The following is a 25,009-nucleotide window of genomic DNA, read 5'->3' on the forward strand; positions in this document are numbered from 1 at the left end:
GTGACCCGAACCATCCCGACCACACGTGAAAGCCATGACCCGACTCGACCCGCGCTCGCCCTTGGTGCTCGACACCAAGCTCGTGGGCCGTCGACCCGGGACGATGCATGAGCTGGAGCGTGAGGCCGCGGCGCCGAGCGACCTCGGTACCGACGTCATCCGCGTCGAGGAGGGCAGCCCCCTCCTGCTCGACCTGCGGATGGAGTCGGTCGTCGAGGGCGTCCTCGTCACCGGTTCGGTGCGCGGCACGGCGAGCGGCGCCTGCGTGCGGTGCCTGGACCCCGTCACCGATAAGGTCGACGGGAGGTTCCAGGAGCTGTTCGTTCACGCCGATCGACACGTCCACCACCAGGAGGTGGGGGACGAGGACGCCGACGAGGAGCAGCGGATCGAGGACGGCTACATCGACCTCGAACCGGTGATCCGGGACACGGTGGTGCCTGCACTGCCGTTCCAGCCGGTGTGCCGGCCGGACTGCCCCGGGCTGTGCTCCGTGTGCGGACAGCCGCTCGCGGAGGACCCGGAGCACCAGCACGACCAGATCGACCCCCGATGGGCGGCGCTCTCGGCCTTGGCCGACCCGCCCACGACGACAGAGAAGAGGACCTGACGTGGCCGTTCCGAAGCGGAAGATGTCGCGCTCCAACACCCGCTCGCGCCGCGCCAACTGGAAGGCGACGGTGGTTGCCACCACGACGTGCCCGCAGTGCAAGGCGCCGACGCAGCCGCACGTCGCGTGCCCGTCGTGCGGCGCGTACAAGGGCCGCCACTACGGGGTCGCAGAGCGCACCGAGCACCAGGGCTGACCCGGCACTCCGATGGGCAAGGGGTCGGCCGCGGCCGGTGAACTCGCCCCGCTGCGCCCCGTCGCCGAGCTGGCGGACCACCTCACGGCGGTCACCGGCGTCCCGGTCGACGAGGCGTTGCTGCGGCGTGCCCTGACGCACCGCTCGTACGCGTACGAGATGGGCGGCCTGCCCCACAACGAGCGCCTCGAGTTCCTCGGCGACTCCGTCCTCGGGCTCGTGGTCACGACGACGCTGTACGAGGCGAACCCCGACGACAGCGAGGGGCAGCTCGCGAAGCTGCGGGCCGCCGTCGTCAACATGCGCGCCCTCGCCGACGTCGGGCGCACCCTGGGGCTCGGGGACCACATCTTCCTCGGCCGCGGCGAGGAGACCACCGGGGGGCGCGACAAGGACTCCATCCTCGCCGACACCGTCGAGGCCGTCATCGGCGCCGTCTACTCGTGCGCCGGCATCGAGGCCGCCGGCGAGCTCGTCCACCACCTCGTCGACCCGCTGCTCGCCCAGTCCGCGACGCTCGGGGCCGGCCTGGACTGGAAGACGAGCCTCCAGGAGATCTGCTCCAAGCACGGTCTGGGCTCGCCCGAGTACAGCGTGACCGAGGACGGACCCGAGCACGCGAAGTCCTTCGACGCGGAGGTCGCCATCGGCGGCACGCTCCTCGGGCGGGGGGCCGGCCGCACCAAGAAGGTCGCCGAGCAGGAGGCCGCCGCGCATGCGTGGACGGCCATCCGCGACGCCCACGAGGCGCCGGTGCCGACGGCCGGCCGACCGCTGGTCGACCCCGCGCACGGTGCCTGAGCTCCCCGAGGTCGAGGTCGTCCGGCGCGGGCTGGCGCAGCACGTCGAAGGCCGCACCCTGGCGGCCGTCGAGCTGCGGGGACATCGCGTGGCCCGCCGCCACCCGGCCGGGCCCACCGATCTCGCGGACCGGCTCGAGGGCCGGCGGGTCGCCGCCGTCCGCCGTCGCGGCAAGTACCTGTGGTGGGACCTCGAGGACGACCTCGGGCTGCTGCTCCACCTCGGGATGAGCGGCCAGCTGCTCGTCGAGCAGCCCGACGCCCCGGACGAGAAGCACCTGCACGCGCGGTTCCGGTTCGCCGACGACGGCCCCGAGCTGCGGTTCGTGGACCAGCGCACCTTCGGCGGGCTGGCGCTCAGCGACCTCGGGGCCGGCGGGGTGCCGGCGACGATCGCGCACATCGCCCCCGACCCGCTGGAGCCCGCGTTCCAGCGGGACGCGGTCGTGCGCCGCGCCAAGGCCAAGGACAGCGCGGTCAAGCGGGTGCTGCTCGACCAGACGGTCGTCTCGGGCATCGGCAACATCTACGCCGACGAGGCGCTCTGGCGGGCCCAGGTGCACGGGGAACGACCCGCCAGCGCGCTCACCAAGCCCCGTCTCGGGCTCCTGCTCGACCACGCCGCCGAGGTCATGCGCGAGGCGCTCGGGCAGGGCGGCACGAGCTTCGACGCGCTGTACGTCAACGTCAACGGCGCGTCGGGGTACTTCGACCGGTCGCTGGCGGCCTACGGTCAGGTCGGCCGGCCGTGCCCGCGGTGCGGCACCCTCATCCGCCGGGAGCAGTTCATGAACCGTTCCTCCTTCTCGTGCCCGCGCTGCCAGCCCCGGCCACGCCGGGCCCGAGGTCTGCGATGACCGCGGTGGCCGGGGACGGGCGACCCGTCGTGGCCGACGCGATGCTGCACGCCCCGACCGTCAGCGCGCCCGGGGCGACCGTCGGCGAGCTGCGGCGGCTGTTCACCGACGACCACGTGCACGCCGCCCTGCTCGTCGACGCGACCCGGCTCGTGGCGGTGCTCGACCGCGGCGACCTCGCCGGTGCGGCGGAGGGGGACGCGGCAGCGGGGCTGGCTCCGCTCGAGGGCCGTACGGTGGGCCCCGGTGAGGACCTCGAGCAGGTGCGCCTGCGGATGGTCGCGCAGGGCATCCGGCGGCTCGCGGTCGTCGACGACGGCGGAGCGCTGCTCGGGCTGCTCTGCCTGAAGCGGTCGGGCAGCGGGTTCTGCTCCGACGACGACGTGGCGGCCCGCGCGGCCGAACGGCGCGGCCCCGGCGTCTGCTGAGCCGGGCGGGAGCCTGGTCAGGGGAGCGGGATGGGCGGCAGCGTGACCGCCTTGCCCGTGCGGCGTTCGGAGAGCTCCGCGAGCGCCGACCGCACGGTGCTGCTGTACAGGTGCGCGCCGCGGATGCTGGGGTGGATGTCGTCGGACTGGAGCATCCCGCTGGTATCGGCCAGGGCCGCGTCCCAGTCGGCGACGACGACGTTCGGGTGGTCGCGCACGACGTCGCGCAGCGTCTCGTTGTCGCTGCGGGCGCGGGCGTAGCGGCCGTGGACCGTGACGACGACGACCATCCGCTGCGGGCCGATGGCCTCGAGCGTTGTGCGGAGGGCCACCTCGTCGGTGCCGTGGTTGGTGCCGAAGGCGAGCACGACGGCGCGGCGGAGGTTGTCCCCGCGGGCGGCGACGAGGGCGGGGGCCTCGCTCCAGCGCCGGTTCGAGCGGGCGTCGAGGCGGATCTTCGGGAAGTAGTACGCCATCGCGTCGCTGGCCCCGACGAGCATCGAGTCGCCGAACGCGTCGATCTGGGAGCCCTTGGGCATCGTCCACACCGCCGGCTTCGCCGTGGCGGTGGCGGTGGGGGTCGCTGCGGGAGACGGGGCCGCGGTGGGCGTGGGGTCGACGGCGGCGGCCCGGGCCAGGGCTGCCTCGCGGGCGGCGAGGGACGCGGCCGTGGAGGTGCGCTCGGGGGCGGTCAGCAGCACGACCGGAACCGCGACGGCGACGAGGGCGACCGTGGACCACACGACGCGGGCCCGCCGGGTGCCCCCGGAGCGCAGCCGCCGGGTGGCCGCGGCGAAGGCCCCGCGGGCGCCGCGCCGGCGGACCGGGGACTCGACGAAGCGGTACGACAGGTCGGCCGCGGCGAGGGTGACGACGACGGCCCACAGCCGGGTCAGGACGTAGTCGCCGCCGCCGGGCGCCACCGGCAGGTCCTGGCCGACGACGAGCACCACCGGCCAGTGCCAGAGGTAGATGCCGTAGCTGCGGGCGCCGAGCCACCGGGCGAGCGGGACCTCCAGCAGGGCCCGGAGCCGCCCCGGCCGCTCGACGACGACGAGCACGAGCGCCGCCGTGGCGAGGGAGGCCAGCAGGATGCCGCCCCGGAAGGTGAGGGCTGAGCGTTCGTCGGCCAGCGCGAACAGGGCGCCGAGGGCGGCGAGGGCGAGGACGGCGACGGTGCGGCGGTGCCTCGACCAGGCGACGGTGCGGGTGAGGGCGCGCCCGGGGGAGGCGAGCGCGAGCGCCAGGGCGGCGCCGATCATCAGCCCCATGGCGTGGGTGTCGGTGCCGTAGTACACCCGGGTCGGGTGCTCGGGGTCGAGGCGGACAGCCATGAGGAGGGCGCTGACCGCGGCCAGGCCGAGGACGGCGGCGACCCGGTGCGCGGGCCGCCGGACGAACCGGAGCAGGACCAGCAGGGCGAGCGGCCACACCAGGTAGAACTGCTCCTCGACGGCGAGCGACCACAGGTTGGCGAGCAGCGTGGGGGAGGTGCTCGCGAAGTAGTCGGTCCCGGCGCCGATCTCGAGCCAGTTCGAGGTGAAGGTCGCGGCGCCGAGCACCTGGCGCCCCACGCCGACGAGGAGGTCGCTCTCGGTGAGGCGGGCGAGGAGGACGGCCGCGGGGACCATGACGAGCAGGGCGGGCAGGAGGCGTCGGGCCCGCCGGGTCCAGAAGGCGCGCAGGTCGACCGCGCCGGTCTCGGCCCGCTCGCGCACGAGCAGCGTCGTGATGAGGAAGCCGGAGACGACGAGGAAGACGTCGACGCCGAGGAACCCGCCGGGCAGCCAGGTGGGGTCGAGGTGGAAGACGACGACGGCCACGATGGCCAGGGCGCGCAGGCCGTCGAGACCGGCGAGCCGCCGGGCCCCGCGCCGAGGGTCGGCGGCGGGACGTCGCGCCGTCGCGACGCCGCCCCCCTCGTGGTGGCCGTGCGGCTCCATGCGGCAACGGTAGTGACGGGTGGTGACAGTGGGGCGGAGGCGCGCGGTGCAGACCTCCCTACGATGGAGCGGATGAGCACCGACGACGCCAGGGGCCGGCCGGGCCCCGCCGACCCGGCACCGGTGCGCTGCACCGTGTTCGTCCGCGGGCTGGTCCAGGGGGTGGGGTTCCGGTGGTGGACCCGGGCGCGGGCCCTGGAGCTCGGGCTGGCCGGGTGGGCCCGCAACACCGCCGACGGCCGCGTCGAGGTCGTGGCGGAGGGGCCGCGGGCCGCCGTCGAGCGGCTCGTGGGGCTGCTGCGCGAGGACCCGCCGGAGGCGTCGTCGTGGTCGGCGGCCGGCCGCCCGGGGCGCGTCACGTCGGTGTCCGCCCCCCTGTGGGCCGAGGCCAAGGGTGAGTCCGGCTTCCGCGAGCGCTGACCACCCCCGGCTTCTCCCGACCTTTCAGGCCGGCGTCCGCCGACACGCCGCTGTCGGGCCCCCGGACGCGGACCGCAGCCTGAAAAGTCGGGGTCGGTCGGTGGGACGGTGCGCGCCGGCCGGCCCGGCGTTCCTACGATGGTGGGGTGAGCGACATCCCTCCGGACCTCGCGCGGCTGCGCTCGAGCATCGACAACATCGACGCCGCGCTCGTCCACCTGCTCGCGGAGCGGTTCAAGTGCACCCAGGCCGTCGGCGAGCTCAAGGCCGAGATGGGGATGCCACCGGCGGACCCCGGCCGCGAGGAGGCCCAGGTCGCACGGCTCAAGGCACTCGCGGACGACGCGGGCCTGGACCCCCGGTTCGCCGAGGCGTTCCTCAACTTCATCATCGCCGAGGTCATCCACCACCACGAGCGCATCGCGAACCCCGACTGAGTGTCGGCCGCGCCCCGGTCAGGCGGGGGCGCGCGCGGTGAGGAAGCGCGTCGCGCGCTCGACGGTGCGCAGCGACTCCGCCTCGTGGTCCTCGATGCGGAAGCCCACGATGCCGCTCAGCTGCTCGACGACCTCGACGAAGTCGAGCGAGTCCAGCTCGAAGGCGTCGCGGAGGTCAGCGTCGTCCGGCAGCGGGCCGAGGTCGGCCCCGGGCACCACGTGGCCGATCGCCTCCTGGAGGACGGCACGGGCCTGGTCGGGTGTCATGGCGTCACCGCTCCTTCTGCTCCATCGTCGATGCGGGGTCCTGGAGGGCGCGGTCGAGGGCCTTGAGGAAGCGCGAGCCGATCGCCCCGTCGGTCGCGCGGTGGTCGGCGGCCAGCGTCACCGTCACGAGGGGGCGGACCCCGAGCATCCCGTCGACCGCCCACGGCCGCTCCGAGACGGCCCCGAACCCGACGAGCGCCACCTGTGGCGGGTAGATGACCCCGGCGACGGACTCCACGCCCTGGTCCCCGAGGTTCGACACGGTCAGGCTCGGCGGGTCGAGATCGGACCCCCGCAGCCGGCCGCCGCGGGCCCGCCGGGTCAGGTCGCGGACCCGGGTCATCATCGCGACGGCGTCGAGCTCCTCGGCCCCGGCGATGGCGGGCACGAGCAGCCCGCCGCTGCGCAGCGACAGGATGAGCCCGAGGTCGACGTGCTCGGCCGGCCGGAAGGCGTCCTCGACCCAGTGGCCGTTGAGCTCGGGGACCTCCCGGGCCGCGAGCGCGGTGGCGCGCAGCAGGCACGCCGCGGGCACGAGACGCTCGGCGAGGGACAGCTCGAGGTTGCGCTCGCGCACCCATTCGAGGGTGCGGTGCAGGTCGACGGTGAGGGCCAGGTGGTAGTGCGGGATCTCGGTGTTCGACCGGGTCATCAGCGCCGCGATGCTGCGGCGCATGTCGAGGGCCCGGGCGGGGGCGTCGTGCCCGGCGACCGGCGGGGATGCCGCACCGGTCGCCGGCGTCGATGCTGCGGCCGCCCGCACGTCCTCGGCGCGGATGACCCCGTGCAGTCCGGTCCCGTGCACCGTGGCGAGGTCGACGCCGAGCTCGTCGGCCAGCCGGCGGGCCAGCGGCGAGATCCGCCCCGGACCCCCGCGGTGGGGGAGCCGGGTCGCCGTGGGCGGGGCGGCCGGCGCGGGGGCCGCAGCAGCATCAGGCTCGGCGGCGTCGCCGGCGTGGGTGTCCGGGGCGGCGGGGGGGCCGGCGACCGCGGTGCCACCGTCGGCGTCCGTCAGGTGCGCGAGCACGGTCCCGACGGGCACCTTGGTCCCCGGGTCGACGTCGAGGGAGGCCACGACGCCGTCGTCGAAGCACTCGACCTCGACGGCGGACTTCGTCGTGTCGACGACCGCGACGATGTCGCCGCGGTGGACGACGTCGCCAGGTGCCACGAGCCACTCCAGCACGGTCCCCTCGGTCATGTCGGCACCGAGCGACGGCATCCGGAACTCAGGCATAGTCGCCCACCGCCCGCCGGGCCGCGGCGACGACGTCGGCCACCTGGGGCAGCGCCGCGTCCTCGAGGTGCTTCGGGTACGGCACCGGCACCTCCACCCCGCACACCCGCTCGACGGGCGCGTCGAGCTCGTACAGGGCGCCCTCGGCGATCCGCGCGCTGACCTCGGCCGCGATCCCGACGCTGCGCCAGCCCTCGTCGACGACGACGGCCCGGTGGGTCCGCGCGACCGACCCGAGGACCGCCTCGTCGTCGAGGGGGCGCAGCACGCGCAGGTCGAGCACCTCGGCCTCGATGCCCCGCCCGGCGAGGTCGTCGGCCGCGGCCAGGGCCCGCCAGACCGTCCCGCCGTACCCGATGAGCGTGACGTCCGTGCCGGCCCGGCGGACGGCGGCATGCGCGATGTCGACCGGTTCCGGCTCCTCGGGCAGCTCGCCGGCGAGGTTGTAGAGCGTGCCGTGTTCGAAGATCACGACCGGGTCGGGATCCTGGAGCGCCGGCCACAGCATCCCCCGGGCGTCCTCGAGGGTCGCGGGCGCGAGCACGGTGATGCCCGGGATGTGCGCGTAGTAGGCCTCGAGGCTGCGCGAGTGCTGCGCCGCGAGCTGGCGCCCGCCCCCCGTCGTCATGCGGATGACGAGCGGCACCGACACCTGCCCGCCGGACATGTGCCGCAGGGTCGCCGCGTTGTTGAGGATCTGGTCCAGCGCGAGGAGGCTGAAGTTGACCGTCATGATCTCGACGATCGGACGCAGGCCACCGAGGGCCGCGCCGATGCCGGCGCCGGTGAACCCCGACTCCGACAGGGGCGTGTCGCGCACCCGCTCCTCGCCGAACTCCTCCAGCAGGCCGAGGCTGACGGCGTAGCTGCCGCCGTAGCGGCCGACGTCCTCGCCCATGAGGAAGACCCGGTCGTCCCGCTGCATCGCGTCGCGGTGGGCCTCGCGCAGCGCCTCGCGGTACGTCGTCGCGCGCGTCGCGGGCCGGGTGGGGTCGTGCAGCGTCGTCGTCACGGTGCTCCTCCTTCGTCGGGCCCGGACGCCCGGACCGGGCCGCCCTGGCCGGCGTCCGCGGGGTGGGTCCGCAGGAACCGGGTGAGGTCGGCGACCGGCTCGGTCGGGCCCGCCTCCGCTGCGGCGACAGCGGCCTCCACCTCGGCGGCGACGTCGGTCTCGAGGCGGTCGACGTCCGCGGTCGTGAGCCGGCCGCCGTCGAGCAGCCGGGTCGTGAGGAGGGCGATCGGGTCTCGCTGCCGGTAGTGCTCGATCTCCGCCTTGTCGCGGTACCGGTCGGGGTCGTACATCGAGTGCGCCCGGTACCGGTAGGTCTGCAGCTCGAGGAACACCGGGCCCTCGCCGCGGCGGATCGAGGCCACCGCCTCGTCGACGGCGGCCCGCACCTCCTCGACGTCCATCCCGTCGACCGTGCGGGCCACCATGCCGTAGCTCGCGGCCCGGGCCGCCAGGTCGGTGTTGGCGTGCTCGCGCTTGAGGGAGGTGCCCATCGCGTACAGGTTGTTCTCGCAGCAGAAGAGGACCGGCAGGTGCCACAGCGCGGCGAGGTTGGCGCTCTCGTGCAGCTCGCCCTCGGCGAAGGCGCCGTCGCCGAAGATGGCGGCGGTGACGACCGGCCGGTCCCGCATCGCGTCGGCGAGGGCGAGGCCGACGGCGAGCGGCAGGCCACCCGCGACGATGGCGTTGCCTCCGTAGAAGCGGCGCGAGGCGTCGAAGAGGTGCATCGACCCGCCGCGGCCCCGGCTGCAGCCGGTGGCGCGCCCGTACAGCTCGGCCATGACCTCGGCCGCCGGCAGGCCGCGGGCGAGGGCGTGACCGTGCTCGCGGTAGGTGGACACGACGGCGTCCTGCGGGCCGAGCGCCCCGAGGACGCCGACCGCCGTGGCCTCCTCGCCGATGCACAGGTGGAGGAAGCCGCGGATCCGGGTCGCGCTGTACAGCTCGACGCACTTCTCCTCGAACCGCCGGATGAGGAGCATCTGGCGCAGCATCGCCACCGGGTCGGGCCGCGCCGGGTCGCCGGGGGTCGTGGGCGTGGTCGTGGCGGCGTCCGCCGCGGTCCCGGTCATGGTGTCTCCTCCACCGTCGAGGTGTCGCCCTCGGGCAGGCCGAGCTCGCGCGCCTTGAGCAGCCTCCGCATGACCTTGCCGCTGCGGGTGTGGGGCAGGTGGGGGTCGAAGGCGATCTCCCGCGGCGCCACCGACCCGAGCCGGTGCCGCCCGAAGACGATGAGCTCGCGACGCAGCGCCTCCGACGGCTCCACCCCGGGGGCGAGCGTGACGAACGCCTTGACGATCTCGCCCGCGAGGGGGTCCGGCTTGCCGATGACCCCCACCTCGGAGACCGACGGGTGCTCCATGAGCGTGCTCTCGACCTCGAACGGGCCGATGAGGTGGCCGGCGGACTTGATGACGTCGTCCGCCCGGCCGACGAACCAGACGTAGCCATCGGCGTCGACCCGGGCCAGGTCACCGCTGAGGTACCAGCCCCCGCTGAACGCCGCCGCGTAGCGCTCGGGCTGGTCGAGGTAGGCCCGGAACATCGAGGGCCACCCCGGTCTCAGGGCGAGCTCGCCCACCTCGTCGGGGCCGCAGCGCTGCACCTCACCGTCGCGCACCAGCGCCCGCCCGTCGTCGCCGCGCGCGAGCACGGCGACCTCGACGCCCGGCACCGGTCGGCCCATCGACCCCGGGCGCACCGGCATGCCGGGGACGTTGCTGATCATGATCGCGCCGGTCTCCGTCTGCCACCACGTGTCGTGGATGGGCCGCCCGAAGGCCTCGGTACCCCACATCACCGCTTCGGGGTTGAGCGGCTCCCCGACGCTCACGACGTGCCGCAGCCGGGACAGGTCGTGGGCGCGGGCCAGGTCGGCGCCGCTGCGCATGAGCATCCGCAGGGCGGTGGGCGCGGTGTAGAAGACGGTGACCTGCTCGTCCTGGAGGACCGAGTACCAGCGCCGGGCGTCGAAGTCGGCGGCGTCGGTCACGACCGTCACCCCGCAGGTCAGCGGCCCGATGATGCCGTAGGACGTGCCGGTCACCCAGCCGGGGTCGGCCGTGCACCAGTAGACGTCGTCCTCGTGCAGGTCCAGCACCATCCGCGCCGTCGCGTGGTGGGCCACGACCGCCTCGTGCACGTGGACGGCGCCCTTGGGCCGACCGGTCGTGCCGCTCGTGAAGTGCAGCAGCGCGGGGTCCTCGGGGCCGGTCTCGGCCACCGGCGGGCGAGGCAGCCCCTCGGCCCGGGTCTGCGCGTCGCGCCACGAGACGGTCCCGGGCGGCGCGTCGTCCTCGAGCACGACGACGGCCGACAGGTGGGGCAGGTCGTCGCGGGCCTCGGCGACCTTGCGCTCGTAGGACGCCCGGTCGGTGACGAGCAGCCGCACGTGCCCGAGGTCGAGCCGCTGGCGGACCGGGCCCGGCCCGAACGCGGGGAACAGCGGGCAGTAGACGCTGCCGTTCCACAGGGTGCCGAGCGCGGCGACGAACAGCTCCGGGGACCGGGGGAGCAGCGTGCAGACCCGGTCGCCGGGCCCCACCCCGAGCCCGGTGAGAACGGCGGCGAACCCGGCGGCGGCGTCGGCCAGCTCGGCGTACGTCAGCTCGGTGCGGGGCGCGGTGCGGTCGAGGAACCGCACGGCCACGGCGCTGCCCCGGCCGGCGTCCACCTGCCGCTGCACGGCCTGGTACGCGATGTTGAGGCGCTCGCCCGGCTCCGCGGCGAGCCAGCCACGGGCCTCGTCCCAGGTGAAGGTGCGCGTCCGCTCGGCGTGGTCGCCGATGAGCGGTGGCCGGGCGGGTGGGTGGTTGAGGACGGGGTAGTCGCCCGAGGGCGTCGTCCGGCCGGTCGAGCTCGTGGTCGTCGTGTTCACCGGGCACCTCCGCCACCGACCGGCACGCCCGCGCGGGGTGCCGTGTCCACACTGCCGTGGTCGGCCGAGGCCGGATGGCCCGGACCGCGGCGCCCGCGGCTACCTCCAGTACAGCACCGCGCGACGGCGCCGGATCGGGACTGTTGCCCATGTCGCACGGGGCCGTCGGGGGCGTGCCGGCGCGCGGCCGACGGCGAGGCGGCCCCCGTCGTCCGGCACCCCTGGTGTCGCTGCCGTCCCACGAGCCACAGTGGCCTCAGGCGTGACCGCACCCGGCGGCACATCCCCGGGCGCCCGCCCCCGCCCCGGTAGCATCGCCCGCGACCCGGGCCCCGGACCCGACCGCCGCATCGAGAGACGACGACCCGCCGCATGTACCTCAAGACGCTGACCCTCAAGGGGTTCAAGTCCTTCGCCTCGGCGACGACGATGCGCCTCGAGCCCGGCATCACGTGCGTCGTCGGCCCGAACGGCTCCGGCAAGTCCAACGTCGTCGACGCCCTCGCCTGGGTCATGGGCGAGCAGGGCGCCAAGAGCCTGCGCGGCGGGAAGATGGAGGACGTCATCTTCGCCGGCACCGCCGGGCGCCCCCCGCTGGGCCGCGCCGAGGTCAGCCTGACGATCGACAACACCGACGGCGCCCTGCCGATCGAGTACACCGAGGTGACGATCACCCGGACGATGTTCCGCGGCGGCGGCTCCGAGTACGCCATCAACGGCACGTCATGCCGCCTCCTCGACGTCCAGGAGCTGCTCTCCGACACCGGCCTCGGCCGCGAGATGCACGTCATCGTCGGCCAGGGTCAGCTCGACACCGTCCTGCGCGCGACCCCCGAGGAGCGCCGCGGCTTCATCGAGGAGGCCGCGGGCGTCCTGAAGCACCGGCGCCGCAAGGAGCGGACGCTGCGCAAGCTGGAGCAGATGGAGGGCAACCTCACCCGCGTCCAGGACCTCACCGGCGAGATCCGCCGCCAGCTCGGCCCGCTCGGGCGCCAGGCCGAGACCGCGCGCCGGGCGGCCGTCGTCCAGGCCGACGCGCGCGACGCCCGCCTCCGCCTGCTCGCCGACGACCTCGTCCAGCTGACCGCCGTCGTCGAGCAGGAGGTCGCCGACGAGACCGCGCTCCTCGAGCGGCGCACCGCGGTCGAGGAGGCCCTCGGCGCGGTGCGGGGGCGCCTGGCCGAGGTCGAGCGCCGTGCCGCTGAGGCCGCGCCCGAGCTCACCCGGGCCCAGGAGCGCGTCGTGCGGTTGCAGAGCCTGCGGGACCGTCTCGAGTCCACCGCGTCGGTCGCCGCCGAGCGCGTCCGGCTGCTCTCTCAGGACGAGGAGCACGAGACGACGTCCGGGCGCGACCCCGACGAGCTGCGCGCCCAGGCGGCGCAGGCCCGCGAGGCCGAGGCGCTGCTCCAGGCCGAGGTCGCCGAGATCACCGAGGCGCTCCAGGAGGCCGTCGCCGCCCGCGAGGAGGCCGAGGCCGCGTTCGCCGCCGAGCAGCAGCGCCTCTCCCGGCACGCCCGGGCCGCCGCCGACCGCCGCGAGGGTCTCGCCAAGCTCGCCGGGCAGGTCGGGGCCCGCCGCAGCCGCATCGAGGCGGGAGAGGCCGAGATCGGCCGCCTCCAGACCCTCGTCACCGAGGCCCGCCAGCGCGCCACCGAGGCCGAGCGCGAGTTCGCCCGCCTCGAGGGCGGCATCGCCCACGAGGAGGAGGGCGAGGAGGGGCTCGACACCCGGTACGAGGGCGCCGCCGAGCGGCTCGCGGCCGTCGAGGCCGAGATCCAGGACCTGCTCGCCGCCGAGCGCGAGGCCGAGCGCGACCGGTCCTCGGCCCAGGCGCGACTGGAGGCCCTCGAGATGAGCCTGCGCCGGCGGGACGGGGCCGCGACGTTGCTGGAGGCCGCCGACGACGGCCACGGCATCATCGGCACCGTCGCGTCGCTGCTCCACGTGTCCGGCGGGCACGAGGCCGCCGTCGCCGCCGCCCTCGGCTGGGCGTCGGAGGCCCTCGCCGTGGGGTCCGCCGAGTCGGCCGCCGCCGCGTTCGCCTCCCTGCGCGACAACGACGCCGGGCGGGCCGCGCTGCTCGTCGGGCAGACCGCGGCGCCCAGCGACCCTGCCGGCTGGCCGGACCTCGAGGGTGAGGCGGTGTGGGCCCGCGACGTCGTCCAGGCCCCCGCCGAGGTCGCCCCCGCGGTCGAGCAGCTGCTCGAGCGCGTCGCGCTCGTCCCCACCGCGGCCCACGCCATCGCGCTCGCCTCACGCCATCGGGGCGTCACGGCCGTCACCGACGGCGGCGACGTCTTCGGCCCCGGCTGGGCCCGGGGCGGCAGCAGCGCGGGCGAGAGCCTGCTCGAGGTGCAGGCCGCGGTCGAGGAGACCCGCGAGGTGCTCGCGGACGCCACGAGCCGGGTCGAGCGGTCCCGGTTCGCTCTCGCCGCGGCGCGTGAGCGGGAGCGCGAGGTCGCCGGCGACGTCGACGCCGCCCTCGAGGCCCTGCACGAGTCCGACGCCCGGATGGCCGCCGTCGCCGAGCGGCTCGGCACCCTCGGGGCCTCGGTGCGGACGGCCTCCGCCGAGGCCGAGCGTGCCGAGCGGGCCATCGCCAACGCCCGCGAGACCGTCGAGGCCGCCCGGGTCGAGCTCGACGCCCTCAGCACCCGCCTCGCCGAGGCCGAGCAGGAGCCGCTCGAGGACGACGCGGACCCCTCCACCGACGAGCGCGACCGGCTCGAGCTCGAGGCGAGCCGTGCCCGGACCGCCGAGACCGAGGTCCGCCTCGCCCTGCGCACCAAGGAGGAGCGGGCCCGGGCGCTCAAGGGCCGTGCCGACTCGCTCGAGGGGGCCGCGCGCAACGAGATCGCCGCCCGCGAGAAGCTGCGCGAACGCCGCGAGAAGCGCCGCCGCGAGGCCGAGGTCGCCGCCGCCGTCCACGAGGCCGCCGGGTACGCGGGGCACCGGGTCGCCCGGGCGTTCTCCCGGGCCGCGGCCGTGCGCGACGCCGCGGAGGCCGAGCGTGCCGAGCGCGACCGCGCCGCCAGCGGGCTGCGTGCCGAGCTGGTGCAGGCCCAGGACGAGATGCGCGACCTCACCGACGCGGCGCACCGTGACGAGATGGCCCGGGCCCGGCAGCTCGCGCGCATCGAGCAGCTCCAGGCCAAGGCCGTCGAGGAGCTCGGCGTCGACCCCGAGGTGCTCGTCGAGGAGTTCGGGCCGCACCAGCCCGTCCCGCACGTCCCCGGCCCCGACGACGACCCGGGCCACCTCCCCGAGCCCGCCGCCTACGTCCGTGACGAGCAGGAGAAGCGGCTGCGCAAGGCCGAGCGGGCGCTCGCGCAGCTCGGCCGGGTCAACCCGCTCGCGCTCGAGGAGTACGCCGCGCTCGAGGAGCGGCACACCTTCCTCACCACCCAGCTCGAGGACCTCAAGCGCTCCAAGCGCGACCTGCTCGACATCGTCAAGGAGGTCGACGAGCGCGTCGAGCAGGTGTTCACCGAGGCGTACCACGACACCAAGGAGCAGTTCGAGCGCGTCTTCGAGCGGCTGTTCCCCGGCGGGGAGGGCCGGCTCGTCCTCACCGACCCCGACGACATGCTCGCGACGGGCATCGAGGTCGAGGCGCGGCCGCCCGGCAAGAAGGTCAAGCGGCTCTCGCTGCTCTCCGGCGGGGAGCGCTCGCTCGTCGCCGTCGCGCTGCTCGTCGCGATCTTCAAGGCCCGGCCGAGCCCGTTCTACATCATGGACGAGGTCGAGGCCGCGCTCGACGACACCAACCTCGGCCGGCTCATCACGCTCTTCGAGGAGCTGCGCGACTCGAGCCAGCTCATCGTCATCACGCACCAGAAGCGGACGATGGAGGTCGCCGACGCGCTGTACGGCGTCTCGATGCGCGGCGACGGCGTGACGACGGTCGTCAGCCAGCGCATCCGCGACGTGGCCGCCACCGCCTGAGACACCTCACCGGGTGGCGTGCCACGCCGCGAGGACCTCGCGCTCCTCGTCGTCCGTGAGGCCGGCCGCGCGGGGCTGGCCCTCGGGCCGGTGCTCCTCCCAGGCGAGGGTGTCGCGCAGCGTGTCGAGCAGCGGCCGGGTCGTCAGCCCCAGGGCCCGGGCGGCGGCGCCCCGGCGCGCCGCGAACCCGGCGTAGTCCGGGAACGGCAGCCACAGGGGGAGCGAACGCGGGCCCATCCACGCCGCCACCTCCTGCTCGGTGAGCCAGTCGGGCGCAGCGGCGACCTGTCGGGCGGACGACCCGGAGGCCTCCCCTGCGGCGGCGAGCACCTCGCCGAGCGTCGTCCGGGGCCCGACGGCGTCGACGACGCCGGGCGTGCCCGTCTCCGCGCAGCGCACGAGCCACGCGGCGAGGTCCCGCACGTCGATGAGCTGGGCCGGTGCCTCGAGGTCGTCCGGCACGAGCACTTCCTGGGGGACGGCCGGGTGGGCCAGCCGCCACGGCCAGTACCCGGTGCGACCCGACCAGTCGCCCGGGCCACCGATGAGCCCCGCCCGTGCGACCAGGGAGCGGTCGGGTCCGAACCCGCCGAGGACGCGTCGCTCGCAGGCGACCTTCTGCGCGCCGTAGTCGTCGGGGGAGTCGCCACCCTCCTCGAGCGGCGCGAGCAGGGGAGTTGACTCGTCGGCGTCGGGGACCGAGTGGTCGGCGTAGACGTTGCCCGTCGAGACGAACACGGCGTGCCGCACCCGACCGGAGAGCGCCTCGACGGCCCGGCGGACCTGGCCGGGGTCGCGGGCGACGTCGACGACCGCGTCCCACTCCTCGTGCTCGACCCCGCCGAGCCCCGCGACGGAGCGGTCGTGCCGGACGAGAGTGGCACCCGGAGGGACCTCGCCGGAGGACCCGCGGGCCACGCAGGTGACGACGTGGCCGCTGCCGAGCGCCGCGCGCGCCACCTCCCGGCCCAGGAAGGCGGTCCCACCGAGGACGAGGAGTCTCATCCGCCCAGCCGACCACGCGCGCCTGCGCACCGCAACGTGTGTGAACACGCCGGGGATCCCCGGCGTGTTCACACACGTTCGGGGGAGGGGCGTCAGTTCGCGAGGCCGCCGGCCTCGGAGGGCGGCCAGAAGCGCAGCACCACCGGCCCGACGACGCGGTCGGTCGACACGAGGCGGGCGCACTCCTGCCCCTGCGTGGCGCCGCGGCATCCGATGACCGAGTCCGCGGACTGCGACCGGTGGTCGCCGAGGACGAGCAAGGTGCCGGCGGGCACCCGGATCTCGGGGAAGCACCGCGTCGAGCGCGGCGTGCTCGAGCAGTCGAGCGTCCCGGGCTGGAACGGCAGGTCCTCGTAGACGTAGGGCTCGTCGAGCGGCCGGTCGTCGACGGTCACCCGGCCGTCGGTGCTGCAGCACGCGACCCGCTCGTCGGGGAGCCCGATGATGCGCTTGACCGTGTACGAGGTGTTGCTCGGGCCGATCCCGGTGAGGTCGCCGACGCTGCGCATCCCCCGCTCGAGCAGGTTGTCGGCCGGCTGGAGCCGGCGCTCCTGCCAGGAGGCGCCGTGCCCGAAGACGACGACATCGCCCCGGTCCCAGGTGTCGTCGAGGCGGTTGACGAGGATGCGGTCGCCGACCTGCAGGGTGTCCTCCATCGACTGGGAGGGCACCCCGAACGGCTTGACGAGGAACGCCTGGACCAGAGCCACCGCGACGACGGCGACGAGGACCTCCGTGAACCACGGCAGACGGCGTCGACGACGGGTGGGCTGGTCCGACACGGCACCGGCATCGGTCACGCGCGTCACCCTAATGCCGCACCCCGCCCGTCGCGATGCGACGCCCACCGCCGGCGGGGCGGGGCGGACCGGCACCTCCCGGGGCGTCGGGCCCCGCCGGTGCGGGGCCCGGGCGCTGTGGTCGAATGAGGGCTCCGCCGACGACGAAGGAGCCGCCCGGTGAGATCCGGCATCGACACCTCAGCCCTGGACCCCAGCGTCCGCCCGCAGGACGACCTGTTCGCCGCCGTCAACGGCGGGTGGCTGGCGCGCACCGAGATCCCCGACGACCGGGGCCGGTACGGCACCTTCGACGCCCTGCGCGAGACCGCCGAGGAGCACGTCCGCACGATCATCGAGGAGGTGGCGGCCGGCTCGCCCGCACCGGGCACCGTCGCGGCCAAGGTCGGCGACCTGTACTCGAGCTTCATGGACGAGGAGGCCGTCGAGCGGCTCGGCGCGGCTCCCGTGCTGGCAGACCTCGAGCGGGTCGCCGCGGTGCGCGACGCCGCCGGGGTCGCCCGGCTGCTCGGCGAGCTGGCCCGTGAGGGCGTCGACGGGTTCGTCGTGCCGTTCGTCAACAACGACGACCGCGACCCCGACCGCTACGTCGTCTACCTCCAGCAGTCCGGTCTCGGGCTGCCCGACGAGTCCTACTACCGCGAACCCCAGCACGAGGCCAAGCGCGCGGCCTACACGGGCCACGTCGCCCGGATGCTCGAGCTCGTCGGCTGGCCCGGGGCCGACGCGGCCGCCGAGCGGGTCATGGCCCTCGAGACGCGCATCGCCGCGGGGCACTGGGACAAGGTGACCAACCGGGACCCGGTGAAGACCTACACCCTCCTCGACCGCCCCGGGCTCGAGCAGCTGGCTCCCGGCGTCGACTGGGCGGCCTTCCTCGAGGGGATGCAGGCCCCCGCCCGCACCCTCGACCAGGTGGTCGTGCGCCAGCCCGACCACCTGCGGTCCATCTCGGCCGCGCTCGCCGAGGTGCCGGCCCCGACGTGGCGCGACTGGCTGGCCTGGCACCTCGTCCACGCCCACGCCCCGTACCTCTCCGCGGCCTTCGTCGCCGAGAACTTCGACTTCTACGGCCGCACGCTCTCGGGCGTCCCGAAGAACCGCGAGCGGTGGAAGCGCGGCGTCGGCCTCGTCGAGGGCGCGCTCGGGGAGGCCGTCGGGCAGCTCTACGTCGAGCGGCACTTCCCGCCGCGAGCGAAGGAGCGGATGGTCGAGCTCGTCGACAACCTCGTCGAGGCGTTCCGGCAGAGCCTGTCCGCGGTCCCGTGGATGGGCGCGGCGACCCGGGCCGAGGCCCTGACCAAGCTCGGCGCGTTCACCCCGAAGATCGGTTACCCCGACACCTGGCGCGACTACTCCTCCCTCACCGTCGACGCCGGGGACCTCCTCGGCAACGTCAAGCGCGCGACGGCCTTCGAGGTTGACCGTGACCTCGCGAAGCTCGGCGGCCCGGTCGACCGCGGCGAGTGGTTCATGACGCCGCAGACGGTCAACGCCTACTACAACCCCGGCCTCAACGAGATCGTCTTCCCCGCCGCCATCCTCCAGCCGCCGTTCTTCGACGTCGACGCCGACGACGCGGTCAACTACGGCGGCATCGGCGCCGTCATCGGCCACGAGATCGGGCACGGCTTCGACGACCAGGGGTCGCAGTTCGACGGCCGGGGCGAGCTGCGCAACTGGTGGACCGACAGCGACCGGGCCGCCTTCCAGCAGCTGGCCGACGCCCTCGTCGCGCAGTTCGGCGAGCTCGAGACCCGGGACGCACCCGGGCACAAGGTCAACGGCGCCCTGACGGTCGGCGAGAACATCGGCGACCTCGGTGGGCTCACGATCGGGTACTCCGCCTACCGCATCTCGCTCGGCGACGACCCCGCTCCCGAGCTCGACGGCTACACCGGCCCGCAGCGGTTCTTCCTCGGCTGGGCCCAGGTGTGGCGCGGCATGTCCCGGCGCGAGGAGGCCGAGCGGCTGCTCGCCATCGACCCGCACAGCCCCATGGACCTGCGGGCCAACGCCGCGCGCAACCTCACCGAGTTCCACGAGGCGTTCGACGTCCGGGAGGGCGACGGCATGTGGCTCAGCCCCCAGGAACGCGTCCGCATCTTCTGAGGCGTCCCCGACGCGCGCCGGCGCCCCGCCCGCGGGGCCGGCGGCGCGGCGGGTTTGGGCGCTGCCGCGCACCTTGACAGGATGACCCGGTGATCGATTCCTTGTGGGTCTACGTGGGCATCGCCCTCCTGCTTCTCGTCGTCGTGGGCGGGGTGGTCCTGGGGCTGCTCCGCGGCCGCAGCGCCCCGCCCGAGGAGGAGGTCGAGGCGCCGCTGGTGCCGGGGAGCCCCGGCCCGAGCGACGCCGACCTCGCCCCCGACGGTGCGATCGGCACCATTGAGCACCCGGGCGAGGTCGTCGAGGAGGAGCCCGAGGCGGTCCCCGCCCCCGCGCCCGCCCCGGCTGTCGAGACCCCGCAGGCCCCGGCCGGGCGGCTGCGCCGGCTCCGGGCCCGGCTCGCGCGGTCCAACTCGGCGCTCGGCAAGGGCCTGCTCGCGCTGCTCGCGGGCGGCGCGCTCGACGAGGCCGCCTGGGAGGAGGTCGAGGACACCCTCCTCGCCGCCGACCTCGGGGTCGCGGCGAGCACCGAGCTGGTCGCGGCGCTGCGGACCCGGGTCGCCGTCGAGGGCGCGACCGACGAGGCCTCCGTGCGCCGGATGCTCCGCGAGGAGCTGCTCGCCCTCGTCGACCCGTCGATGGACCGGACGCTGGCCGACGACCGGGTCGAGGGCCGGCCGGCCTGCATCCTCGTCGTCGGGGTCAACGGCACCGGCAAGACGACGACCGTCGGCAAGCTCGCGCGGGTCCTCGTCGCCCAGGACAAGGACGTCGTCCTCGGCGCGGCCGACACCTTCCGGGCCGCGGCCGCCGACCAGCTCGAGACCTGGGGCGGGCGCGTCGGGGTGCCGACGATCCGCTCCGAGCGCGACGGCGCCGACCCCGCAGCCGTCGCGTTCGACGCGGTCAAGGCGGCGGCCGAGATGGAGGCAGACGTCGTCGTCATCGACACGGCAGGCCGCCTGCAGAACAAGGTCGGGCTCATGGACGAGCTCGGCAAGGTCAAGCGGGTCATCGAGAAGCAGAGCCCGGTCGACGAGGTGCTGCTCGTCCTCGACGCGACGACCGGTCAGAACGGCATGCGGCAGGCCGAGGTGTTCGCCGAGGTCGTCGGGATCACCGGCATCGTGCTGACCAAGCTCGACGGCACGGCCAAGGGCGGCATCGTCGTCGCGGTCCAGCGGGGGCTCGGCGTGCCGGTCAAGCTCGTCGGCCTGGGGGAGGGGCCGGACGACCTCGCGCCGTTCGACCCCGAGGCCTTCGTCGACGCCATCCTCGACTGACCCGCCGCGGCGGCGCGCCGGCCTCTAGGTCGAGCAGGCGGGGGTGCCCCCCGGCAGCCGGTGCCGGTTGCGGGCGACCCAGCGGTAGACGAGCCCGGCCACCTGCCGGACCCCTGGGACGAGCAGCACCGCCCCGGCGGGGCGCGCCCAGGCCCGGCACGCGAGGAGGCACCGGGCGACGGCGTCCTGGGCGGTGGCCACCGAGCCGTCGGCGGCCACCCAGCGCAGCGCCTCGGAGCACTGCCCCGGGGTGAGCCCGTAGGCGTCGAGGTCCAGCCGCTGCCAGGGCTCCACCGCGAAGTCCGACGGCGCGCCGCGCAGCCGGTCGGTGACGAGCCGGGCCGCCGAGGTGCAGACGCCACAGTCCCCGTCGAAGACGAGGACGGGCCGGGGAGCGGGCATGCGCCCATCGTGTCACGGACGCCTGGTCTCACGCTTTGGGACAGCCGGTGCCATGAAACCCGATGCTTACACCCCGGCCCGACTGGCAACACCGGCGTAACACGACGCGGCAGGGCGTGAAACCCGGGCCGAGAACAGTGATGCCCCATGAGCACGACACTCGTCCCCATGGCAGAGGCGGCGGACCAGATCGACTACGCGTCGACCGGGTTCGTCATCATCTGCGCGTCCCTCGTCCTCCTCATGACCACTCCGGGTCTCGCCCTCTTCTACGGCGGCCTGACCCGGGCCAAGTCGGTCCTCAACATGATGATGATGTCCTTCGGCGCCATGGGCGTCGTCGGCATCGTCTACGTCCTCTGGGGCTACTCGATGTCCTTCGGCAGCGAGAACCTCGGCGTCATCGCCAACCCCTTCGAGAAGTTCGGCCTCGCGAACACCGACGGGGTCATCAACCCGTTCGGCTACGAGGGGTACGGCAACATCCCCGAGCTCGCGTTCGTCGGCTTCCAGCTGACCTTCGCCGTCATCACCGTCGCCCTCATCAGCGGGGCGGTCGCGGACCGCGTCAAGTTCTCGACGTGGCTCGTCTTCGCACCGATCTGGGTGACCCTCGCCTACTTCCCGATCGCCCACATGGTCTGGGGTGGTGGCCTCCTCTCGGGCTCCGACGCCAGCCTGTCCGCCCTCGTGTTCGGCGCCACCGACGGCGCCGCCAACGTCGCACCCATCGACTTCGCCGGTGGGACGGTCGTCCACATCAACGCCGGCATGGCGGGCCTCGTCCTCGCCCTCGTCGTCGGCACCCGCATCGGCTTCGGGAAGATCCCGATGCGTCCGCACAACGTCCCGCTCGTCATGATCGGCGCCGGCCTGCTGTGGTTCGGCTGGTTCGGCTTCAACGCCGGCTCCGAGCTCGCCGCGGACGAGACCACCGCGCTCGTCTGGATCAACACGACGGTCGCGACCTGTGCCGCGATGGTCGGCTGGCTCCTCGTGGAGAAGTTCCGCGACGGGCACGCGACCTCGGTCGGCGCCGCCTCCGGTGTCGTCGCCGGTCTCGTCGCCATCACCCCCGCCTGCGGCTCCCTCTCGCCCGTCGGCTCGATCATCCTCGGCGTCGTCGCCGGTGGCCTCGCCGCCCTCGCGGTCGGCCTGAAGTACCGGTTCGGCTACGACGACTCGCTCGACGTCGTCGGCGTCCACCTGGTCGCCGGGCTGTGGGGCACCGTCGGTGCCGGCCTCCTGGCCACCAGCGGCGGCCTGTTCTACGGTGGCGGCATCGACCAGACCGTCGTCCAGATCCTCGTCGCCCTCGCGACCGTCGCCATCTCCGGTGTCGTCACCCTCGTCGTCGCCCTGGCGCTCAAGGCGGTCATGGGCTGGCGGATCCCCGAGGACGTCGAGGTCTCCGGTATCGACCAGGACGAGCACGCCGAGTCCGGCTACGAGCTCGCCACCCGTGGCGGCCGCGTCGGTGGCCCCGCACCGGCCCAGGCGTCCCGCACCCGGGACGAGAGCCACGACTTCGAAGGAGCCAAGTGATGAAGCTCGTCACCGCCATCATCAAGCCGCACCAGCTCGACGAGGTGAAGGAGGCCCTGGAGGCCTTCGGCATCCAGGGCATGACCATCAGCGAAGCCCAGGGCTACGGCCGCCAGCGCGGGCACAGCGAGGTCTACCGCGGCGCGGAGTACACCGTCGACTTCGTCCCCAAGACCCGTCTCGAGGTCCTCGTCGACGACATGGACGCCACCTCGGTCGTCGACGTCGTCCTCAAGGCCGCACAGACCGGTCGCATCGGTGACGGGAAGGTCTGGGTGACCCACGTCGAGGAGGTCGCCCGGGTCCGGACCGGAGAGCGCGGGGTCGAGGCGATCTGAGCATGACGACCTCCCCGAGCGACATCGGCTCCCGGAGGCTCGACCTGGCCGGCACCCGCGACTTCCACGTCGCGGGTGCCGGCCGGTCCCGCCGGGCGGCCCTGTCCGCGTTCAACCGTCAGTGGCTCGCCGAGGTGTGGCGGTCCGCGACGGGCGGGGCGCCGCTCGAGGGGGTCGCGCTCGCGGCCGTCGGGAGCCTCGGCCGGGCCGACGCCGGGCCGCTCTCCGACTACGACCTGGTCCTGCTCCACTCCGAGCGTTCTCTGCCCGCGCGGGAGCTCACCGCCCTCGCGGACCGCATCTGGTACCCGATCTGGGACGCCGGGGTACGGCTCGACCACAGCGTCCGCACCGTCACCCAGTGCCGCCAGGTGGCGGCCGCCGACCTCACCGCCGCCGTCGGGCTGCTCGACCTGGCCCCCCTCGCCGGCGACGAGCAGGTCGTCGCCGCCGCCCGCTCGACGGTGGCCCACGACTGGCGGGGCAACGCCCGCAAGCGCCTGCCCCAGCTCGTCGAGGCGCTCGCCGGGCGCCACTCCCGCCAGGGCGACCTCGCGCAGTCCATCGAGCCCGAGCTCAAGGAGGCGCACGGCGGCCTGCGTGACATGACGGTGCTGTCCGCGCTCGCCGAGGCGTGGCTCGCCGACCGCCCGCACGGCGGCGTCGACGCCGCCTACGAGCTGCTGCTCGACGTCCGCGACGCGGTGCACGTCGTGACCGGCCGCGGCCGGGACCGGCTCGGCCGCGAGGACCACGACGCGGTGGCCGCGCTGCTCGGCTACCCGGACGCGGACGACCTCCTCACGGCCGTCTCGGGCGCGGGGCGGCTCATCGGGTACGCCCTCTCGGGCACCGTCCGCCGCGCCGGCCAGGCCCAGCGCGCCCGCGCGCTGCGGGTCGGGCCGCGCCGCCCGCAGATGACCCCCCTCGGGCACGGCCTCTTCGTCAGCGACGGCGAGGTCGTCCTCGGGTCGTCGCGGCTCGCCGAGACCGATGCCGGGATGGCGCTGCGGGCCGGCATCGTCGCGGCCCGGGCCGGGATGCCCATCGCCCCCGCGACCTTGGAGAACCTCGCGGCGAGCGTCCCGGACCTGCCGACGCCGTGGCCGGCCCCGGCCCGCGACCTGCTCGGTGACCTGCTGGCCGCCGGTCCCGGCCTGGTCACCGTCTGGGAGGGGCTGGACCAGGTGGGGATCATCGAGCGCTGGCTGCCCGAGTGGGCAGCCGTGCGCTCGCGCCCCCAGCGCAGCGCCGTGCACCGGCACACCGTCGACCGGCACCTCGTCGAGACCGTCGTGCGAGCCGCCGGGCTCGTGCGGCGCACCTCGCGCCCCGACCTGCTGCTCGTCGCGGCCCTGCTGCACGACATCGGCAAGGTCCGTGACGCCCACGACCACTCGGTGACGGGCGCCGAGAGCACCAGGGCCATCACGACGCGGTGGGGCTTCCCACCGCAGGACGTCGAGGTCCTCGTGACCCTCGTGCGCGAGCACCTGACGGTCATCGAGCTCGCCACCCGCCGCGACCACCAGGACCCCGCGACCGTCGACGCGGCGATCGGCGCCGTCGGCGGCGACCGGGAGGTCTTCGAGATCCTCCTCGCGCTCACCGAGGCGGACGCGTCCGCCGCCGGACCGCTGGCGTGGACCGACTGGCGCTCGACGCTGCTGGAGCAGCTGGCGGCCGCCGTCCGCACCCGCCTCGACGCCCCCCGACCCGTGCCCGGCGAGCCGCCGGTGCCGGTCGCGGCGAGCACCGCCCACCTCGAGCCCGGTCTCGCCGAGGCGGTCCGCTCCGGGGAGCCGCGGGTCCGCGTCGTCTCCGGGGGCGGCTCGCACCGGCTCGACATCGTCGACCTCGACCGGGTCGGGCTCTTCGCCGACACCGCCGGCCTGCTCGCGGCCGAGGGGCACACGGTGCGGACCGCGATCCTGCGCACCGTCGACGGGATCGCGGCCGACGAGTGGCACGTGGAGTCCCCCAGCGGCGCCGTCCCCGACCCCGACCGCATCGTCCGCGGGCTCCGCCGGCTGGCCCGGGGCGACCGCGGTCCCCTGCAGACCCTCGACCGTCGCCGCGCCCACCTCGCCCGGCCCTCGGGCGAGTCCGGGGTGGGCTCGCCGGGCCAGGCCCGGGCGCTGGTCGTGCCCGGGGCGAGCACGGACGCGACGGTGCTCGAGGTCCGGGCCCAGGACCGGCCGGGGCTGCTCCACGAGCTCGGGACCGCGTTCGCCCGGGCTGGGATGTCGGTCCGGTCCGCCCACATCGCGACGTACGCCGGCCAGACCCTCGACACCTTCTACCTCACCGGGGCCGACGGCCGCCCGCTGCCGCCGCCCCGCGTCGCGCAGGCCGTCAGCCTCGTCATCGACACGTGTGACGGCGTGGCGCCGTCCTGACCCGCAGAGGGGGACGCGCCCGGTGGTCCGGCCCGCAGGGGGGCCGACCATCGGGTGCGTCGGCGTGGGGAGCGCGCGAGGGGCGCCCCGCGAGCCGTTAG

At 75.0% G+C, this 25,009-nt stretch carries 22 protein-coding genes; 13 read left to right on the plus strand and 9 right to left on the minus strand.

The genetic code is table 11. The annotated features are described in order from the left end of the window. The first annotated feature begins 34 nt into the window (after positions 1–34). Genes Q0963_RS01865 through Q0963_RS01885 form a run of 5 tightly spaced genes read left to right on the plus strand, consistent with a single transcriptional unit; the run spans position 35 to position 2,891 of the window. The gene (locus Q0963_RS01865; RefSeq protein ID WP_299441636.1) at positions 35–610 is read left to right on the plus strand and encodes a DUF177 domain-containing protein; all 576 of its coding nucleotides are present in this window, start codon (positions 35–37) and stop codon (positions 608–610) included. Position 611: 1 nt separating this feature from the next. After that, a complete protein-coding gene (rpmF, locus tag Q0963_RS01870) occupies positions 612–806 on the plus strand; it encodes a 50S ribosomal protein L32 (RefSeq protein WP_299441639.1) in 195 nt (64 codons plus the stop codon). Between the two features lie 12 nt (positions 807–818). Next, the gene (rnc, locus tag Q0963_RS01875) at positions 819–1,607 is read left to right on the plus strand and encodes a ribonuclease III (protein WP_299441642.1); all 789 of its coding nucleotides are present in this window, start codon (positions 819–821) and stop codon (positions 1,605–1,607) included. Next, positions 1,600–2,463 carry a bifunctional DNA-formamidopyrimidine glycosylase/DNA-(apurinic or apyrimidinic site) lyase gene (gene mutM / locus Q0963_RS01880; RefSeq protein ID WP_299441645.1) on the plus strand — a complete coding sequence of 288 codons (864 nt, stop codon included), beginning with the start codon at positions 1,600–1,602 and terminating at the stop codon, positions 2,461–2,463. The genes rnc and mutM overlap by 8 nt, the downstream gene beginning before the upstream one ends. After that, the gene (locus Q0963_RS01885) at positions 2,460–2,891 is read left to right on the plus strand and encodes a CBS domain-containing protein (protein WP_299441648.1); all 432 of its coding nucleotides are present in this window, start codon (positions 2,460–2,462) and stop codon (positions 2,889–2,891) included. Before mutM ends, Q0963_RS01885 begins: the two co-directional genes overlap by 4 nt. 17 nt (positions 2,892–2,908) lie before the next feature. Here the strand turns inward: Q0963_RS01885 and Q0963_RS01890 are convergent, their stop codons facing one another. Continuing rightward, complete coding sequence (locus tag Q0963_RS01890) at positions 2,909–4,834, minus strand: acyltransferase family protein (RefSeq protein WP_299441651.1); 1,926 nt, start codon at positions 4,832–4,834, stop codon at positions 2,909–2,911. 72 nt (positions 4,835–4,906) lie between these two features. Between Q0963_RS01890 and Q0963_RS01895 the strand changes: the two genes are divergently transcribed. Together Q0963_RS01895 and Q0963_RS01900 are read left to right on the plus strand one after the other, a co-directional pair. Then, positions 4,907–5,254: an acylphosphatase gene (locus Q0963_RS01895; RefSeq protein ID WP_299441654.1), complete on the plus strand. Its 348-nt coding sequence runs from the start codon at positions 4,907–4,909 to the stop codon at positions 5,252–5,254. Positions 5,255–5,400: 146 nt separating this feature from the next. Next, complete coding sequence (locus Q0963_RS01900; protein WP_299441657.1) at positions 5,401–5,691, plus strand: chorismate mutase; 291 nt, start codon at positions 5,401–5,403, stop codon at positions 5,689–5,691. A gap of 18 nt (positions 5,692–5,709) precedes the next feature. On the opposite strand, the gene Q0963_RS01905 is transcribed toward Q0963_RS01900, so the two are convergent. Genes Q0963_RS01905 through acsA form a run of 5 tightly spaced genes read right to left on the minus strand, consistent with a single transcriptional unit; the run spans position 5,710 to position 11,082 of the window. Next, positions 5,710–5,958, minus strand: a complete 249-nt coding sequence (locus Q0963_RS01905; protein WP_299441660.1) for an acyl carrier protein — start codon at positions 5,956–5,958, stop codon at positions 5,710–5,712. 4 nt (positions 5,959–5,962) lie between these two features. Then, a complete protein-coding gene (locus Q0963_RS01910; protein WP_299441663.1) occupies positions 5,963–7,195 on the minus strand; it encodes a dihydrolipoamide acetyltransferase family protein in 1,233 nt (410 codons plus the stop codon). Next, positions 7,188–8,207 carry an alpha-ketoacid dehydrogenase subunit beta gene (locus tag Q0963_RS01915; protein WP_299441666.1) on the minus strand — a complete coding sequence of 340 codons (1,020 nt, stop codon included), beginning with the start codon at positions 8,205–8,207 and terminating at the stop codon, positions 7,188–7,190. The genes Q0963_RS01910 and Q0963_RS01915 overlap by 8 nt, the downstream gene beginning before the upstream one ends. Beyond that, a complete protein-coding gene (gene pdhA, locus Q0963_RS01920; RefSeq protein ID WP_367180020.1) occupies positions 8,204–9,277 on the minus strand; it encodes a pyruvate dehydrogenase (acetyl-transferring) E1 component subunit alpha in 1,074 nt (357 codons plus the stop codon). The genes Q0963_RS01915 and pdhA overlap by 4 nt, the downstream gene beginning before the upstream one ends. Beyond that, positions 9,274–11,082, minus strand: a complete 1,809-nt coding sequence (acsA, locus tag Q0963_RS01925) for an acetate--CoA ligase (RefSeq protein WP_299441668.1) — start codon at positions 11,080–11,082, stop codon at positions 9,274–9,276. The genes pdhA and acsA overlap by 4 nt, the downstream gene beginning before the upstream one ends. Positions 11,083–11,454: 372 nt before the next feature. On the opposite strand from acsA, the gene smc reads away from it, so the two are divergent. Beyond that, the gene (smc, locus tag Q0963_RS01930; RefSeq protein WP_299441671.1) at positions 11,455–15,027 is read left to right on the plus strand and encodes a chromosome segregation protein SMC; all 3,573 of its coding nucleotides are present in this window, start codon (positions 11,455–11,457) and stop codon (positions 15,025–15,027) included. Positions 15,028–15,033: 6 nt separating this feature from the next. Here the strand turns inward: smc and Q0963_RS01935 are convergent, their stop codons facing one another. Together Q0963_RS01935 and lepB are read right to left on the minus strand one after the other, a co-directional pair. Continuing rightward, positions 15,034–16,032, minus strand: coding sequence for an oxidoreductase (locus Q0963_RS01935; protein ID WP_299441674.1), 999 nt, complete (start codon positions 16,030–16,032; stop codon positions 15,034–15,036). 92 nt (positions 16,033–16,124) lie between these two features. Then, entirely contained in the window at positions 16,125–16,832 is a 708-nt protein-coding gene (lepB, locus tag Q0963_RS01940; RefSeq protein WP_299441677.1) for a signal peptidase I, read from the minus strand. Between the two features lie 159 nt (positions 16,833–16,991). On the opposite strand from lepB, the gene Q0963_RS01945 reads away from it, so the two are divergent. Both Q0963_RS01945 and ftsY read left to right on the plus strand, forming a co-directional pair. After that, on the plus strand, positions 16,992–18,944 hold the full coding sequence (locus Q0963_RS01945) for a M13 family metallopeptidase (RefSeq protein ID WP_299441680.1): 1,953 nt from the start codon (positions 16,992–16,994) through the stop codon (positions 18,942–18,944). A 92-nt stretch (positions 18,945–19,036) separates the two neighbouring features. Next, complete coding sequence (gene ftsY, locus Q0963_RS01950; protein ID WP_299442448.1) at positions 19,037–20,224, plus strand: signal recognition particle-docking protein FtsY; 1,188 nt, start codon at positions 19,037–19,039, stop codon at positions 20,222–20,224. Between the two features lie 24 nt (positions 20,225–20,248). Here the strand turns inward: ftsY and Q0963_RS01955 are convergent, their stop codons facing one another. Next, positions 20,249–20,626, minus strand: a complete 378-nt coding sequence (locus Q0963_RS01955) for a thiol-disulfide oxidoreductase DCC family protein (RefSeq protein WP_299441683.1) — start codon at positions 20,624–20,626, stop codon at positions 20,249–20,251. Positions 20,627–20,773: 147 nt separating this feature from the next. On the opposite strand from Q0963_RS01955, the gene Q0963_RS01960 reads away from it, so the two are divergent. The 3 genes from Q0963_RS01960 to Q0963_RS01970 are packed head-to-tail and all read left to right on the plus strand — an operon-like array spanning position 20,774 to position 24,908. Continuing rightward, the gene (locus Q0963_RS01960; RefSeq protein WP_299441686.1) at positions 20,774–22,171 is read left to right on the plus strand and encodes an ammonium transporter; all 1,398 of its coding nucleotides are present in this window, start codon (positions 20,774–20,776) and stop codon (positions 22,169–22,171) included. Further along, on the plus strand, positions 22,171–22,509 hold the full coding sequence (locus tag Q0963_RS01965) for a P-II family nitrogen regulator (RefSeq protein ID WP_299441689.1): 339 nt from the start codon (positions 22,171–22,173) through the stop codon (positions 22,507–22,509). Before Q0963_RS01960 ends, Q0963_RS01965 begins: the two co-directional genes overlap by 1 nt. Positions 22,510–22,511: 2 nt before the next feature. Further along, positions 22,512–24,908 carry a [protein-PII] uridylyltransferase gene (locus Q0963_RS01970; protein WP_299441692.1) on the plus strand — a complete coding sequence of 799 codons (2,397 nt, stop codon included), beginning with the start codon at positions 22,512–22,514 and terminating at the stop codon, positions 24,906–24,908. Positions 24,909–25,009: the final 101 nt, after the last annotated feature.

It is taken from the genome of uncultured Phycicoccus sp. (assembly GCF_947495705.1).
In the GTDB taxonomy this organism is placed as follows: domain Bacteria; phylum Actinomycetota; class Actinomycetes; order Actinomycetales; family Dermatophilaceae; genus Phycicoccus.